15 protein-coding genes are annotated in these 16,201 nt (G+C 45.3%); 8 read left to right on the top strand and 7 right to left on the bottom strand.

The window, feature by feature from the left end:
- Positions 1-23: 23 nt before the first annotated feature.
- Both ahpC and PGW99_RS04160 read left to right on the top strand, forming a co-directional pair.
- Entirely contained in the window at positions 24-587 is a 564-nt protein-coding gene (gene ahpC, locus PGW99_RS04165) for an alkyl hydroperoxide reductase subunit C (RefSeq protein ID WP_273778887.1), read from the top strand.
- Between the two features lie 207 nt (positions 588-794).
- Positions 795-1,001, top strand: coding sequence for a KTSC domain-containing protein (locus PGW99_RS04160; protein WP_273778886.1), 207 nt, complete (start codon positions 795-797; stop codon positions 999-1,001).
- Between the two features lie 42 nt (positions 1,002-1,043).
- Here PGW99_RS04160 and PGW99_RS04155 read toward each other — a convergent pair whose 3' ends face one another.
- Entirely contained in the window at positions 1,044-1,262 is a 219-nt protein-coding gene (locus PGW99_RS04155) for a DUF1653 domain-containing protein (protein ID WP_273778885.1), read from the bottom strand.
- A 224-nt stretch (positions 1,263-1,486) separates the two neighbouring features.
- On the opposite strand from PGW99_RS04155, the gene ahpF reads away from it, so the two are divergent.
- The 3 genes from ahpF to PGW99_RS04140 all read left to right on the top strand — a co-directional run bounded on the left by ahpF (position 1,487) and on the right by PGW99_RS04140 (position 4,863).
- Positions 1,487-3,049, top strand: a complete 1,563-nt coding sequence (gene ahpF, locus PGW99_RS04150) for an alkyl hydroperoxide reductase subunit F (RefSeq protein WP_273778884.1) — start codon at positions 1,487-1,489, stop codon at positions 3,047-3,049.
- A gap of 172 nt (positions 3,050-3,221) precedes the next feature.
- Positions 3,222-3,533, top strand: a complete 312-nt coding sequence (locus PGW99_RS04145; RefSeq protein WP_273778883.1) for a hypothetical protein — start codon at positions 3,222-3,224, stop codon at positions 3,531-3,533.
- 283 nt (positions 3,534-3,816) lie between these two features.
- A complete protein-coding gene (locus tag PGW99_RS04140) occupies positions 3,817-4,863 on the top strand; it encodes an NAD(P)H-dependent flavin oxidoreductase (RefSeq protein ID WP_273778882.1) in 1,047 nt (348 codons plus the stop codon).
- 49 nt (positions 4,864-4,912) lie between these two features.
- On the opposite strand, the gene dusB is transcribed toward PGW99_RS04140, so the two are convergent.
- Positions 4,913-5,938: a tRNA dihydrouridine synthase DusB gene (gene dusB / locus PGW99_RS04135; RefSeq protein WP_273778881.1), complete on the bottom strand. Its 1,026-nt coding sequence runs from the start codon at positions 5,936-5,938 to the stop codon at positions 4,913-4,915.
- Positions 5,939-6,021: 83 nt separating this feature from the next.
- Here dusB and PGW99_RS04130 point away from each other — a divergent pair, with 83 nt between their 5' ends.
- Complete coding sequence (locus tag PGW99_RS04130; RefSeq protein WP_273778880.1) at positions 6,022-7,230, top strand: DUF1615 family protein; 1,209 nt, start codon at positions 6,022-6,024, stop codon at positions 7,228-7,230.
- Positions 7,197-7,850 carry an HAD-IB family hydrolase gene (locus tag PGW99_RS04125; protein ID WP_273778879.1) on the top strand — a complete coding sequence of 218 codons (654 nt, stop codon included), beginning with the start codon at positions 7,197-7,199 and terminating at the stop codon, positions 7,848-7,850. Before PGW99_RS04130 ends, PGW99_RS04125 begins: the two co-directional genes overlap by 34 nt.
- Before the next feature lie 30 nt (positions 7,851-7,880).
- Here PGW99_RS04125 and proB read toward each other — a convergent pair whose 3' ends face one another.
- The 5 genes from proB to uvrB all read right to left on the bottom strand — a co-directional run bounded on the left by proB (position 7,881) and on the right by uvrB (position 15,093).
- A complete protein-coding gene (proB, locus tag PGW99_RS04120; RefSeq protein WP_273778877.1) occupies positions 7,881-9,014 on the bottom strand; it encodes a glutamate 5-kinase in 1,134 nt (377 codons plus the stop codon).
- A 17-nt stretch (positions 9,015-9,031) separates the two neighbouring features.
- On the bottom strand, positions 9,032-10,255 hold the full coding sequence (gene cgtA, locus PGW99_RS04115) for an Obg family GTPase CgtA (RefSeq protein WP_273778876.1): 1,224 nt from the start codon (positions 10,253-10,255) through the stop codon (positions 9,032-9,034).
- Positions 10,256-10,491: 236 nt separating this feature from the next.
- On the bottom strand, positions 10,492-11,949 hold the full coding sequence (locus tag PGW99_RS04110) for a glyceraldehyde-3-phosphate dehydrogenase (protein WP_273778875.1): 1,458 nt from the start codon (positions 11,947-11,949) through the stop codon (positions 10,492-10,494).
- 407 nt (positions 11,950-12,356) lie between these two features.
- The gene (locus tag PGW99_RS04105; protein ID WP_273778874.1) at positions 12,357-12,947 is read right to left on the bottom strand and encodes a lipocalin family protein; all 591 of its coding nucleotides are present in this window, start codon (positions 12,945-12,947) and stop codon (positions 12,357-12,359) included.
- 124 nt (positions 12,948-13,071) lie between these two features.
- Positions 13,072-15,093 carry an excinuclease ABC subunit UvrB gene (gene uvrB / locus PGW99_RS04100; RefSeq protein ID WP_273778873.1) on the bottom strand — a complete coding sequence of 674 codons (2,022 nt, stop codon included), beginning with the start codon at positions 15,091-15,093 and terminating at the stop codon, positions 13,072-13,074.
- A 279-nt stretch (positions 15,094-15,372) separates the two neighbouring features.
- On the opposite strand from uvrB, the gene PGW99_RS04095 reads away from it, so the two are divergent.
- Positions 15,373-16,161, top strand: a complete 789-nt coding sequence (locus PGW99_RS04095; protein ID WP_273778872.1) for an A1S_2505 family phage non-structural protein — start codon at positions 15,373-15,375, stop codon at positions 16,159-16,161.
- The last annotated feature ends 40 nt before the right edge of the window (positions 16,162-16,201 follow it).

Raw genomic sequence — 16,201 nt, 5'->3', positions numbered from 1 at the left:
TCATCTCAATCATGGAGACAATGATGAGCTTAATTAATACTGAAGTTAAACCATTTAAAGCAACTGCTTTCCATAACGGCCAATTCATCGACCTTACTGAAGCTGATCTTAAAGGCAAATGGTCTGTATTCTTCTTCTATCCAGCAGACTTCACTTTCGTTTGCCCAACTGAATTGGGTGACCTTGCTGACAACTACGCTGAATTCAAAAAGCTAGGTGTTGAAATCTATGCAGTATCGACTGATACTCACTTCACTCACAAAGCTTGGCACGACAGCTCTGCTGAAATCAAGAAAATCGAATACCCAATGGTTGGCGACCCAACTTGGACTTTGGCTAAAAACTTCGAAGTATTAATTGAAGGTGCTGGCCTTGCTGATCGTGGTACTTTCGTTATCGATCCAGAAGGCAAAATCCAAATCGTTGAAATCAATGCAGGCGGTATCGGCCGTGATGCGCAAGAACTTCTTCGCAAAGTAAAAGCAGCGCAATACGTTCACGCTCACCCAGGTGAAGTTTGCCCTGCTAAATGGAAAGAAGGCGATGCAACACTTGCTCCTTCAATCGACCTAGTTGGTAAAATCTAATCTGTAAAGAATAGATTTCAACTAAAAACCACTCCTCTGTGAGTGGTTTTTTATTGTCTGTGATTTATTTTAAGGTTTTCATGCAATCCCTCTACCCAGGTTGCAGAAACAGGAGTACATTCAAATCAAACAAGACCAATAAAGACATTAGCCTTTAAAAAAAACAGGACGTTTTAACATATACAAAAATAACAAGGAGGGACGCGTATGGAAAAAGTGCTTGTGGTCATCCACTGGAAATATAGCCCTGCATCTCGCTACTTAAAGATTTTTTATAGTAATGGTACGGGGGAACTGTACCATCCGGTTCCGGAATTTATTTATAACAATTTACTGCGCTCTGAGAATAAAGCGGCTTTTGTAGAAAAATATCTGCAATATGATTTACATTTTAGCAAGTTATCAATTGCTTAACGCTTTCAGACGTGAAGCCCATTCTTCACGTCTTTTTTTCATTTAATCCAAGGCTTGTAGCAATTGAAAACGCGCCTGCCAGTGTCCATCAATTTCAACCTGTTCAACAAACATACTCAATGGACGAACCCACATCGAATAATCGCCATACAGACATTGATAAACCACGAGTGCTTCTCCTGTTTCACTATGCCGTGCCACGTGAAAGACCTGATAAAGCTGTCCTTTATAATGCTGATAAATCCCTCGAGCCAACTGCATTGCTGACCTCTCCATCTCCAATATGCAGCGTTATCATGCAAATTTACCGTAAAAAATAAAAGTATTTTTTGATGAAAAATAAAGTGCCTGCCCTAAAAATTTAAAAACCCAATCATTAATTTAAAAAAACGATCGTTTTTATAAAAATAAAACATTTCACCAATCAAGAAAGCTATCGTATGATAAATCCATTGAAAAGAGACACTATATTGGGAGCATAAGCCGTGTTAGATCAGAACACTACAGCACAACTGAAAACTTTATTACAACGTTTACAAGGCCCAATCGAACTGGTGGCGTCTCTCGATGACTCTGACAAAGCCGTCAAAATCAAAGAACTGGTGGAAGAAATTGCCGTATTGTCTGACAAAGTCACCGCTCGCTTTGACGGTCAAAACAGCCGTCGTCCAAGTTTTGGCATTGCGAAAACTGGTGAACAACCCCGCGTGAACTTTGCCGGTTTGCCGATGGGACACGAGTTCACCTCATTGATTCTGGCCTTATTACAAGTTTCCGGTTATGCACCAAAAGTGTCTGACGAAGTTCTAGCCCAGATTAAGGGGCTGAACCTGACCGCTGACTTTGATGTATTTGTGTCGCTTAGCTGTCATAACTGTCCGGACGTGGTGCAGGCACTAAACCTGATCGCCATTTACAACCCGGGCACCACAGCGACCATGATTGATGGAGCTTTCTTCCAGGAAGAGGTTGAAGAACGCAAAATCATGGCGGTTCCCATGGTATTCCAGGACAACCAGCATATCGGTCAAGGTCGAATGACGCTGGAAGAAATCATCGCCAAATTGGACAGCAACTCAGCCGCGAAAGATGCAGAAAAACTCAATGCCAAAGCGGCCTTTGATGTGCTGGTGATTGGTGGTGGCCCTGCAGGCAATACCGCTGCGATTTATGCCGCACGTAAAGGCATCAAAACCGGCATTGTGGCGGAGCGTTTGGGTGGTCAGGTCATGGACACCATGGATATTGAAAACTTCACTTCCGTACAGAAAACCCAGGGACCTAAATTTGCTGCGGCGATGGAAGAACACGTTCGTGAATATGGTGTGGACATCATGAGTCTGCAAAGAGTGAAACATTTGGTCGGTGCAGACAAAACCGCGAATGGTCTGGTGCAAGTGGAGCTGGAAAATGGTGCAAAACTTGAATCGAAAACCGTTATTCTCTCAACCGGTGCGCGCTGGAGAGAAATGAATGTTCCGGGTGAAGCGGAATACCGTACTCGTGGTGTGGCTTACTGTCCACACTGTGATGGTCCACTGTTTAAAGGCAAACGTGTTGCAGTGATTGGTGGGGGGAATTCAGGCGTAGAAGCGGCAATTGATTTGGCCGGGATTGTAGAACATGTCACCCTGCTTGAATTCTCGGATACTTTGCGTGCCGATCAAGTATTGCAGAACAAATTAAACAGCTTGCCAAATACCAGCGTAATCAAATCAGCCTTGACCACGGAAGTCGTCGGTGATGGCAGCCAGGCGACGGCACTCCGTTATCAGGACCGTACGACGGGGACAGAACATGAAATTGCCTTGGCCGGGATTTTCGTTCAGATCGGATTATTACCAAACACTGAATTCCTGAAAGAAGTGGTGGAACTGAATAGCCGTGGTGAGATTGTGATTAATGAACGCAATGAGACCAATGTAAAAGGGGTGTTTGCCGCAGGTGACTGTACCACAGTGCCATACAAACAGATTATCATTGCGACCGGTGAAGGTGCGAAGGCTTCTCTCTCTGCCTTTGATTACATTATCCGTAATGGGCAATAAATGTAACGGTCTCTTATTTTTGATACTTTTCAGCTGAGATCTGTGAACAGATCTCAGCTTTTTTAGCATTGTTTAACAGTCTCGCAACAGAATAAACAAATTGCATTTATTCACATGACTTTTTTTGTGTTTAGATTCTGCTGGAATCACAACGAAAAAAGGAAAATCAACAATGAATAAACTACTGATTGCTTTGGGTCTTGCTACAACAGTTGCACTGGTCGGCTGTAATAAAGAAGAGAAACCAGAGACCGGTGCCACCACAGGTGAACATTTAGAAAAAGCCTCTGAACAAGCTGCACATGATGTGAATGATGCTGCACGCAATGCAGCAGCTAAAACTGAAGCGGCTGCTGAAGAAGCTGCGGAAGAAACTCGTGAAGCAGCTCAAGAAGCAGAACGAGCCGCACGTGATGCCACAGCTACGGCGGCAGATAGTGTGGAAAAAGGGGCTCGCAACGTGAAAGAAGACGCGAAGAATTAATCGTCTTTAAGTCTTTGCCTACAGAAAAAAGCCCAGAAGGGCTTTTTTCTTTTTAACGGGACAATTTTTCGGCATGGGGTCATCATTAACACTGGCTGGTAAATCACTTATATCAGGAATATAGAAGTGTATTTCGACATATCCGTATCATTGTATACACATGCTTTAAAATTGAATCCTTCTGATCAATTTGATGCAATATTTTTGTATAAAATACTGAATATTGTTTGCTTTAGAAAAATGATTTCGACTAAGTTATCTGTATGAACTGGAGCAGTTACTTATGTCAATTCTAGAACAATTATCCATTAAGCATCCAATTTTGCTTGCTCCAATGGCAGGCGTGTCTACTCCTGAACTGGCAGCTGAAGTTTCCAATTCTGGAGCATTCGGCAGTTTAGGTTTAGGCGCAAGTTCCATTGCATCCGCCCGCCAGCAAATTGAAGCGACCCGCGCCCTGACTGAGCAACCTTTTCAGCTCAACTTTTTCTGCCATGAAACTGAAGCACTGAATCCAGAAACCGCTGCTCGCTGGATTAAATATCTACGTCCAGCTTTTGCTGAATTTGGTGCCACACCACCAGAAAGCTTGCAATGTATTTACCCTAGTTTTCGTGATAATAATGAATTGTTAAATCTGGTACTGGACACGCGTCCCAAAGCGGTCAGTTTTCACTTTGGTATCCCACATCCTAAACAGATTCAGGCCCTGAAACAGGCTGGTATTATCACGATGGTTTCTGCGACCAATCTAGCGGAAGCTCAAGCGATCGAAGCAGCCGGAATTGATATCATTATCGCCCAAGGCATTGAAGCCGGTGGCCATCGTGGTATTTTTAATCCTGCGATTGATGCCTCTATTAAGACCGCTGACTTGGTCCAGCTTATTCACAAACACTGTCAACGTCCGATTGTTGCAGCGGGCGGCATCATGAATGGTCAACAGGCCAGATTGATGTTAAAACTCGGGGCAGAGGCCGTTCAACTGGGGACTGCCTTTGTACAGTGCCGCAGTTCAAATGCCAATACAGCCTATCGCCAGGCTTTATTCAACCAGCCGCTCACCCAAATCACCAGCAGCATTTCCGGTCGCCCGGCTCGTGGTCTGATCAACCGCTGGCACATGCAGATTGAACAGCCACACCGTCCTGAAGTTCCAGGCTATCCTTATACTTATGATCTGGCGAAACAACTGCATGCTGTCGCCAGCGCACAAGGCGATCAAGGTTATGGGGCTTTCTGGGCTGGCAGTAATGTCGCACAAATACGTGAGCTTGAAGCAACCGATCTGATCAACCAGCTGGTTTTAGAAATAAAACAAGGTCATTAATTCACGCCGGGGCAACTGTGGTTCAGTTGCCTCAAGGGTTTTATGATGCTTAATGCATTACAAGCAGATTCACATTTTCCGTCTGTACGTCATTGAGGGTTTCACCCTGCGCGAGCAACTGATTAAAATACTGCTCGACTACTTGCGCTTGTTGTGCAGTGCTTTCCACCTGATACATCTGCTGGCGGAATTCATTACTCGAATGCAGACCTTTGGTATACCAAGCGATATGCTTGCGTGCGATTCGGCAACCTGAATATTCGCCATAGAATTCATAGAGTTCGGCCAGATGTCCGAGCAAGACGGCTTTTACCTCGGCAATCGCGGGTGCAGCCAAATGTTCCCCAGTTTGCAGATAATGCGCGATCTCACGAAAAATCCACGGACGCCCCTGCGCGGCGCGGCCAATCATCACCGCATCTGCACCGGTATAATCCAGCACATATTTGGCCTTTTCCGGACTGTCGATATCACCATTCGCGATGACAGGAATTGTTAGCAGTTGTTTGACTTCTTTGATCAGCTCATAACGCGCAGTATTTAAATACATGTCTTCACGGGTTCGTCCATGCAATGCCAAAGCAGCTATCCCCGCCTGTTCAGCCCGTTGTGCGACACGCAAAATATTTTCCTGTCCATTTAAATAACCCAAACGGGTTTTTAAAGTCACGGGCACATCGACCGCAGCCACCACAGTGTCCAGAATACGTGCCACCAGATCTTCATCTTGCAACAAGGCGGAACCTGCCAGTTTATTGCAGACTTTTTTAGCCGGACAGCCCATGTTGATATCAACAATTTGTGCACCATTCGCCACCTGATAACGTGCTGCTTCAGCCAGTTGTTCAGGATCAGAACCTGCTATCTGCGCGGAAATCGGAGCCAGCTCCCCATCAAAATTCGCCCGGTAGAGACTTTTTTTACTCATACGTAAGGTCTTGTCGGCTGTCATCATTTCACTCACCGCATGCCCAGCACCAAAGTACTTGCATAACGTCCGGAACGGGCGATCCGTCACGCCAGCCATAGGCGCAACGATTAAATTATTTGACAGCTGATAAGGACCGATATACATATATATTCATACTTTTTGCAACCCGCATAGTATACTGCATCCGCCCTGTCGGCTCATCCTTTTCTGAATGTGTTTGCATCAGCATGAATAAATCGTCTCAACCTTCCCGCTTGTTGAAAGCTACCACTCTCATTACCTTGACACTTGGTCTTGCTGCTTGTGGCGACAGTTCATGGTGGTCTAAAAATGATGAACCCGAACTCGAGGATCAACATATTGCCCGTCTGATTCCAGGCCGTGTGCAAAACAAAGCATCCTGGGCCAAAGACATCCATGACATCATGCAACAGCTCGGGATTCCACGAAATAAACAAAATGTCTGTAGCGTCATTGCGGTCGTAGATCAGGAATCCAACTTTGTTGCAGATCCTCAAGTGCCGGGACTCGGGTCTAAAGCCGTCAAGGAAGTCAGTACACGTCTGGAAGAAAAATTTAAAGAAAAATTCGGCGACAAGCTGGGTGGAACGATTGCCGGTTATTTTGAAGATGTCTTAAAGAATCAACCTAGTCCTGATAACAATTATTTAAGTCAAATGCGTAAGGTCAAAACCGAGCAAGAACTCGACCTGTTGTATCAGGAAATTTTTGACTACATGACCAAGCATTACCATGTCAGTGCCTTAACTGGTGCCGCCAAACTGGTGGGACAGGATATGGGAGAAAAAATGAACCCAATTACAACGTTGGGTTCCATGCAGGTCCATATCAGCTACGCCAAGGAACATAAACGTTCCAGCATGAATATAGCCGAATTGCGCAGCGATTTATACACGCAGTACGGCGGTCTGTACTACGGGATCCATCGTCTGATGATGTATCCGGCAGACTATGAAAAACCATTGTACCGTTTTGCAGACTATAATTCAGGCATGTACTCTAGCCGTAATGCAGCGTTCCAAAGCATGTTGAATGACCTGACTGAAGAAGAACTCGATCTCGATGGCGACTTGCTGTTATATACCAAAGATGGTGATGTACGTTCTACCCAAAGCCAGTCCGAACGTGAGCTGATTGCCGTCTTTGCCGCTAACAATGTACTGGTCACCCCTCGCCAGATCCGTGCGGATCTCAGTAAGGAAAAAGAAAAAGATTTTGAAGAAACCCAAACTTACATTGCAGTGAAAAAACTGTACCAAGCCAAAACAGGCAAACAACCCATTTATGCCATCATGCCTGAAGTGGTGATTTCCGGCCCGAAACTGAGCCGGGACTACAATACCAACTGGTTTGCAACACGTGTAAATGGACGATATACCTCATGTATGCAACGCGCCAAACGCGTCAAAATATAAATCTCGCCCTGTTTGATTTTGATGGAACCCTGTGTAAGCGTGACAGTTTCACCGGGTTCATTTTCTTTGCCTTGTCTAAACGACATATTTTGCGGCAAGGTTTAAAAATTCTTCCCTGGATCCAAGCCTATTATTTAAAGCTCTACCCTGCCCATGCCATGCGTCCAAAACTATTTGCGGCCATGTTCAAAGATACCTCTGCGACTGAGCTAGAAAAACTGGCTCAAGATTATGCTGAGCTGTTACTGGATGATTTAGATCCGCAATTGCTGGAACGGTTGCAACAGCATCAGCAACTTGGAGACCGTGTGGTCTTGGTTTCTGCGTCAGTTGACGTATATTTAAAACCCCTATGTGATGCTTTGGCGATTGACTTGATTTGTAGCGCAACTGAAGTGCAGAACCAGCGTTTTACTGGAAATTACCTGAGTGCAGACTGTAGCTGTGCCGAGAAAAAACGCCGGGTGTTACAACAATATCGACTTGAGGAATTTGCACAGGTCTATGCTTATGGCAATAGTCATGAAGACCTAGAAATGTTAAGCCTAGCACAGCAGTGTTTTATGGTCGGTGTCGATCAGCAACTTCCGCCACTAGTAAACATAAAAAAGCTCGCCTAAGCGAGCTTTTGATAACAGAGCAGCACTGAATTAATAAATTGCCATGTGGTCACGGTGAATCATTTCCAGAGAACGGGCCTCACCTAATACCTGCAAAACTTTATCCGAAGACAGACCTTTCACCCGTTCTGCTGAACGCGAACTGAAATTCACTCGTCCTACTGCAATGCGCTTGCCTTGTGTATCGACACATTCCACCACATCACCGCGCTCAAAATGCCCTTCGACGGTTTTCACGCCCACAGGTAATAAACTGCGGTGCTGTTCCTTGATGGCTGCGACTGCACCATCATCCAATACCAGACGGCCTGCAGTTTGCAAATGTGCCGCTAACCATTGCTGGTGTGCGGTAATACGGTCATTGTCCGTTGTAAACAAAGTGCCCAACATTTCACCGGCCATCAGACGTGATAAGACGTTGTCACTCTCACCACTGGCGATCAGCGTTGGACAGCCTGATTTTGCGGCCAGACGTGCAGCACGGACTTTGGTTACCATACCACCCCGACCCAACACGCCGCCGCCGCCCGCCATCTCAAACAGTTCATCATCCAAGGCACGGACACTGGTCAACAGTTTGGCATTCGGATTTGAACGTGGATCAGCATCAAACATGCCTTGCTGATCAGTCAGAATAATCAGTAAATCCGCATGTACCTGACCCGCTACCATAGCCGCCAAAGTATCATTATCACCAAAGCGAATTTCATCGGTTGAAACCGTGTCATTCTCGTTAATGACAGGAATCACGCGCCACTCAATCAGATGTTGCAGGGCATCACAGGAGTTGAGATAACGACGACGATCCGCAAGATCATCATGGGTCAGTAGAATCTGGGCAGTTTTGATATCATGCTGATCGAGCACGCTCGACCAGGTTTGAATCAAACCCATTTGACCAATCGCGGCACAAGCTTGCAGACTCGGTAAATCGGTGGGTCGGCTCGCCAGTTTCATGCGAACCATCCCTTCAGCCACCGCACCAGAGGACACCAAAATAATTTCATGTCCGGCATTGTGTAGATTGGCAATCTGATTCGCCCAATGCGAAATCGCGTCCAAATCCAAACCTTGCCCATTTGCGGTGAGTAGAGATGATCCAATCTTTACAACGATCCGTTTACACGCTGTGAGCTGACGTTGCCCATTTACCACTTCTATCATCTTGTCCTCGGTTCTACTTAACGTACGTAGATCACTTCCACATCGTTATCATCATCTTCGTCGTCATCGAAGTCGTCATCCTCACCTTCTTCAAGGCTTGCAAGACGCTGTGCCTTACGTGCAGCACGGTAGGCTTCTTTCGCAGCGATGGTTTGCTCGCGTGTCTCTTCTTCCAGCTGATCACGGAAGGCTTTCATTTCACGTGCATATTCAGGATCTTCAACTTCGCGTTCACGTTGCTGTTCGATCTGATCCATCAGGTAATACACGACTTCTTTTGTGCCTTCGGCCATCAAGCCAGAGGTTTTAAAGACTGGACCTGTCCATTGCAACTCATCCAGAATATGTTGGCACCATTCATCACGTGCTTCGTCTTCCAGCTGATCCAGCTTGTTCAATACCAATACAATCGGTAATTTCGCCAAGGTTGGTGAGAATTTTTTCAACTCACCCATAATCGCTTTGGCATTATGTACCGGGTCTGAACCATCAATTGGCTGTACATCCACGATATGCAACAAAATACGGGTACGTGCCAAATGCTTCAGGAAGCGTATGCCCAGACCAGCACCTTCCGCAGCACCTTCGATCAATCCAGGAATATCAGCCATGACGAATGAGCGGTGACGGTCGGCATCGACCACGCCCAGGTTCGGTACCATGGTGGTAAATGGATAATCGGCAACCTTTGGTTTTGCCGCAGAAACAGCACGGATGAAAGTCGATTTACCAGCATTTGGCATACCCAACAAACCAACATCAGCCAGTACTTTCAGCTCAAGACGAATTTCACGGAACTCGCCTTTAATGCCGTGAGTACATTTACGTGGTGCACGGTTAGTGGATGATTTAAAGTGAGTATTACCCAAACCACCATCACCACCTGCAGCAACCATAACGCGTTGCCCATCGGTCACCAAGTCACCAATAATATCGCCTGATTCAGTATCTACGATGGTTGTGCCTACTGGAACTTTCAAGATCACATCTTGACCGCCACGGCCTGCACAGTTTGCGCCTGCACCATTTTTACCACGTTCAGCGCGAAATTTACGGGTATAACGGTAATCGACAAGGGTACTGGTATCGTCGTCAGCCTGAATATAAATGCTGCCGCCACGACCACCGTCGCCCCCATCCGGACCACCGAAGGGTACAAATTTTTCACGGCGAAAACTGGCTACGCCATTGCCACCGTCGCCCGCCTCTACGGTAATGACTGCTTCATCAACAAAGCGCATCTGCCAATCCTCTAGAATCTTTAAAACCGTCTATTCTGCCATATTTTAACGAAATGCACGAATAGAAAAATTCATTAGCAGATGATTGCTGTTCATGATGGTAAGTTTTCCAGCCATCTCTCAAGAAAATTCTCTATAAATATAAGTAAAAAAACATTTCTGCTGATGAGAACCAATGAAACGATAAAAATAAAAAAGCCCGGTTGGAACCGGGCTTTTTGTCGCTGAATTACAAATTATGCATTTGTTTCAGCAGGAACTTTTGGATAGCTTACGCCGCCCATTTGTTCAGCGATACGCAATACTTGGCAGCTATAACCCACTTCGTTATCGTACCAAACATAAGCAGTTAAACGGTTGCCAGAAGTAATCGTTGCCTGTGCATCGAATACACCCGCAGTACGCGAACCGATAAAGTCAGAAGATACCACTTCACTTGAGTTGGTATAACCGATTTGACCTTGTAGGTTTGAGTGGATCGAAATTTGACGGATATATTCGTTCACTTCTTCACGGTCTACGTCTTTCTCAAGCGTCAAATTCAAGATTGCAAGAGAAACGTTTGGTGTAGGAACACGTACAGAGTTACCTGTCAATTTACCTTTCAAGGCAGGAAGTGCTTTCGCAACTGCTTTCGCTGCACCTGTTTCAGTGATGACCATGTTCAAGGTCGCAGCACGGCCACGACGGTCCGCTTTGTGGTAATTATCGATCAGGTTCTGGTCATTGGTGAATGAGTGAACAGTTTCAACGTGACCGTTGATCACTTTGTATTTGTCATCCAATACTTTCAATACTGGGGTAATCGCATTGGTGGTACAGCTTGCAGCAGAAATGATGGTATCTTCATCAAGGATGTCTGCATTATTTACGCCATACACCACGTTTTTCATTTCACCTTTGCCTGGTGCAGTCAAAATCACACGTGCAGCGCCTGGGCATTTCAGGTGTTGCGCAAGACCTTCAGCATCACGCCATTTACCAGTGTTGTCGATCACCAATGCATTGTTGATACCATAAGCGGTGTAATCAACTTCTGCAGGGTTAGATGCATAGATCACTTTGATAAAGTTACCATTGGCAATGATGGCTTCATTTTCTTCATCAACAGAAATCGTGCCGGCAAATGGACCATGGATCGAGTCACGACGAAGCAGCGATGCACGCTTTTCCAAATCGCCATCGGCAGTTTTACGAACAACAATCGCTTTCAAGCTTAAGCCACGGCCCAAACCAGATTGACCAATGATCAAACGTGCCAAGATACGACCGATGCGGCCAAAACCGTAAAGTACGACATCTTTAGGCTCAACAGCAGTCGCATTGCCTTTTAGCGATTCAACCGCTTTTGCAACAAACGCGTCTACATCACCGCCTTGTTCTTTATATTCAACTGCAAGTTTACCCAAATCGATTTCAGCAGAACCGATGTTTTCAACTTTTGCCAACGCCTCAAGAATTGGGAAAGTGTGAACAACTGAAAGTTCCACATCCATCATACGGGTACGACGGTGAGCTTTCAAAATCTGGATGACTGAACGATTGACTAAAGAACGACCGTAAACAGAAGTCACAATATTTTTTTCACGGTATAACTGACCGATCAAAGCAATCATACGTTCCGCGATTTCTTCACGGTTTTTCCAACGACCTTGGTGTTCTGCATGTAGGGCGATGATAGTGTCTTTGCTCACAGATACGTCCTCTAATTAATTCTATCTAGGCGTGAATTTTAAAACCCGTCAATTGTAATGGAATTATTCTGAAGATTGAATCAAAAGCTGTGAAGGGAGCGGATAATTTCCTAAATATTCATTATAACCTTACAAAATACCATCAATTTTTTGCGTGATTTTACAGTTTGGGCTCAGTGAGTTATAAAATCGACCTCATTACCGTGAGTTTGATCGATTGAATCATGATTTCATTCAATAAATTTTAAACTCAAGATGGAAAATTATGTTTTAAAAGCATACCACCAAGCTCGTCATTAAAAGAGAAGCTTGACCGCACGAATCGAGTCACACAACTTCATCCATATCCCAAAAAACAAAACCATGCTGATCAGCATGGTTCTTTGAAGTGTGAAGACTGAATAAAGTTATTTTTTCACTTGCTTGGTCCGGATCACATCATTCAGGTTGTACCCTACAGACTTAGCATAATCCAGATATTCTTGCACCACGGCTTCATCTGGATGCTGGCTGCGCGACAAGACCCAGAGATATTTACGTTGCGGTTCACCGACCAACACCGTTTGATAATCCTCATCCAGTTTTAAAATCCAATAGTCGCCACGTGCCACGGGAATCCAGCGAATCGCTTCCGGTAAAAAGCTCACCTTTAATTGACTGTTAAAAGGGGGATTACTGATAAAGGCCTCCCCAAGTGCCTGCTGTAAACTGCCATCTTTTTTATAGCAGCGGTTATCTACATTGATATTGCCATTTTCATTTAGAGTATAGGTTGCACTGACATTGTGATCACACTGATTTTGGAAATACAAGGGCTTACGTGCCACCTCATACCAAACCCCCAGATATTTATCCAGCTCAACCTTTTCCACCGAAGTTAAAGGTTGAGGTTTAGCATATGCTAGTGTTCCGATGGCCAATCCCGCCAATAGCACGCCACCCACGGCAAGTTTTGTCATTTTCCAGCCAGCTTGTGGGATCGACTTCTTTATCTTCATCACCATACTCCTGAAATTTTGCGCTACCGATTCCATTGATTCTGTTACCTTAATGGAAAATCACCTATTGTGTGTAGCATTATGTAGCGCATCAACTGTGAAAGCTGCGTGAACCCCACCCCTTTCACTGCAACATCTGTGCTTTTAAGCGCAGGATTTCATCTCTCAAACGCGCAGCCTGTTCAAATTGCAGCTCTTTAGAGGCTTTCAGCATTTCTTTTTCCAGTTTCGCCATATGCTTAGCCAGCAATTTTGGATCAGATAACAGATGTTGTTCATCCGCAGTTAAAGCCAACGCCTGTTCTGTCAGTTTATCCTCGATCTGTTCATCACTGAGCACCTCACCGGTATCGATTTCTTTGATCACCTGACGCACAGCACTACGGGGGATAATGCCATGTAACTGGTTGAACTCGATCTGCTTCTGACGACGGCGGCTGGTTTCATCCATGGCTTTTTGCATCGAATCGGTGATGCGATCCGCATATAAAATCGCCTTACCTTTCAAGTTACGGGCAGCACGACCAATGGTCTGAATCAGAGAGCGTTCCGAACGCAAGAAGCCTTCTTTATCAGCATCCAGAATGGCAACGAGGGAAACTTCCGGCATATCCAGCCCCTCACGCAACAGGTTAATCCCGACCAGCACATCAAATACCCCGGTACGCAATTCATGGATAATCTTAACTCGCTCCACAGTATCAATATCCGAATGCAGGTACGCCACCTTGATACCATATTCCTTGAGATAGGCCGTGAGATCTTCAGCCATTCGTTTGGTTAAGGTGGTGACCAGTACCCGCTCATTCAGATTTTTACGCAGGTTGATTTCCGACAGCACATCATCTACTTGGGTCAGTACCGGGCGGACTTCAATTTCAGGGTCAATCAGACCGGTCGGACGCACGACCTGCTCAACGATCTGTTCCGATTTTTCCAGTTCATACTTGGCCGGTGTCGCACTGACATAAATGGTGGTCGGGACAATCCGTTCCCACTCTTCAAATTTCATCGGCCGGTTATCCAATGCACTCGGCAAACGGAAACCGTAATTCACCAGATTTTCTTTACGTGAACGGTCCCCTTTATACATTGCACCGATCTGCGGCACGGTCACATGCGACTCATCAATAATCAGTAAGGCATCTTCCGGGACATAATCAAACAAGGTCGGTGGTGCTTCACCTGCCGGACGACCCGATAAATGGCGCGAGTAGTTTTCAATGCCGTTGGTGTAGCCGAGTTGCTGCATCATTTCCAGATCATAACGGGTACGCTGTTCAATGCGCTGTGCTTCAAGCAGTTTGTCATTGGCTCGGAAAAATTCCAGACGTTCGGCCAGCTCTTCTTTAATCGTGCCAATGGCTTTCTGCAAATGGTCTTTAGGCGTCACATAGTGACTTTTCGGATAAATTGTTACCCGTGGCACTTTACGCAACATTTTCCCAGTCAACGGATCAAACCAGCGAATGGAATCAACTTCATCATCAAACAGTTCGATCCGGATCGCATACTGATCTGATTCCGCCGGGAAAACATCCAGAATTTCACCACGAATACGATAAGTACCACGCAGGAATTCCAGCTCATTGCGAGTGTATTGCATTTCGACCAAACGACGAATCAGCTCATCACGATTGATCCGATCTCCCTGCACCACATGCAGGAGCATTTTCATATAGGCTTCAGGATCACCCAGACCGTAAATCGCTGAAACAGACGCAACAATAATTGCATCACGACGCTCCAACAAGGCACGCGTCGCCGAAAGACGCATCTGGTCAATGTGATCATTGATCGCCGCATCTTTTTCAATAAAGGTGTCCGACGATGGCACATAAGCTTCCGGCTGGTAATAGTCATAATAACTGACAAAATACTCGACCGCATTGTTCGGGAAAAAGGCTTTGAATTCACCATAAAGCTGGGCGGCCAAGGTTTTGTTATGCGCCATGACAATGGTTGGACGTTGTAATTGTGCAATGACATTGGCCATGGTGTAGGTTTTACCCGATCCTGTCACTCCAAGCAGTAACTGGTTACGGTAACCCTGCTCGATCCCATCGACTAATTTTTCAATCGCCTGAGGCTGATCCCCTGCTGGCTGATAACTGGTCACCAATTGAAACGGTTGTGCGTCGTTCACGTGCTTTGCGGCCCTCTGCAATGGAGATTCATCCTGATGCATGACTGATCTATTCCTCATCCATCAGTCAGAATCAAATTAGGTTAATCAATATGGAGATAATAGAAGTAAAATCCAAGTCAAAAAGAGTTTTATCTTGCATGAAATAACAACAACTCCATCCTTTTTCCAGCCGAACCCCACGCCCCATCTTAAGCATCAAAAGCCGACATAGTTTTCACTTGACCCTTATGCAAATCAATTGCAACATGCAAGAAACTCTATGAAAAATATAATGCCATGCCTTACCAATATCATGATGAAAGCATCATCACCAGTTTACCGGAAGACACCGTTTTTGTATTTGGCAGTAACCTTGCCGGCCAGCATGCTGGAGGAGCCGCACGCACAGCGCATAAATATTTTGGCGCAGTGATGGGTGTGGGTCGCGGCTGGGCAGGACAAAGTTTTGCGATCCCCACGTTAAATGAGCATTTGCAACAAATGCCGTTGTCACAAATTGAACATTATGTGGAAGATTTTAAGGTCTATGCCAAAAATCATCCAAAAATGAAATACTTTTTAACCCCAATCGGCTGTGGAATTGCCGGTTACCAAATCAAGGATATTGCTCCGTTTTTTAAAGGGATCAGTGCTAACGTCATTTTGCCGCAATCCTTTCAACCCTATGTGGAACAAAAGGCCAAACAGCTATTTCCAACCCTACGCCAGGATTGGGTCAAGGCATTTTTACAAGACAAAATTATTTTCTATCCCAATTATGGCTATAGCAGTTATGAACAAGCGCTGGAGGACACCCGTCTAACTAAAGCACAAAAACAGATCACTCTGCAGGTTCTACAAGAACCGATGTATCCTGAAGATCGTTATGGACGTGGTCGTGAGTTTGAAATCAGTGACACCATGAACCATTTATCCAAGATTTTTCATTTTCAGGACAATTCAGAAGGTCCGATGATCTTTGTCGGTACTATTATCGCGCTGATGGAATTGTATGAATTTGATGAGCAGGAATTTATTGAATTGTGGCAAGGCCAGCGCGAAATTGTACATCCCGCTTATCGTTGAACACTGTTAACTTACAGGAATGCACCCGAAGGGGTGCATT

It is taken from the genome of Acinetobacter sp. GSS19 (assembly GCF_028621895.1).
Taxonomy (GTDB): Bacteria; Pseudomonadota; Gammaproteobacteria; order Pseudomonadales; family Moraxellaceae; genus Acinetobacter.
The sequence above is the reverse complement of the archived record's forward strand: the minus strand, read 5'-3'. Positions and strand labels throughout refer to the sequence as shown.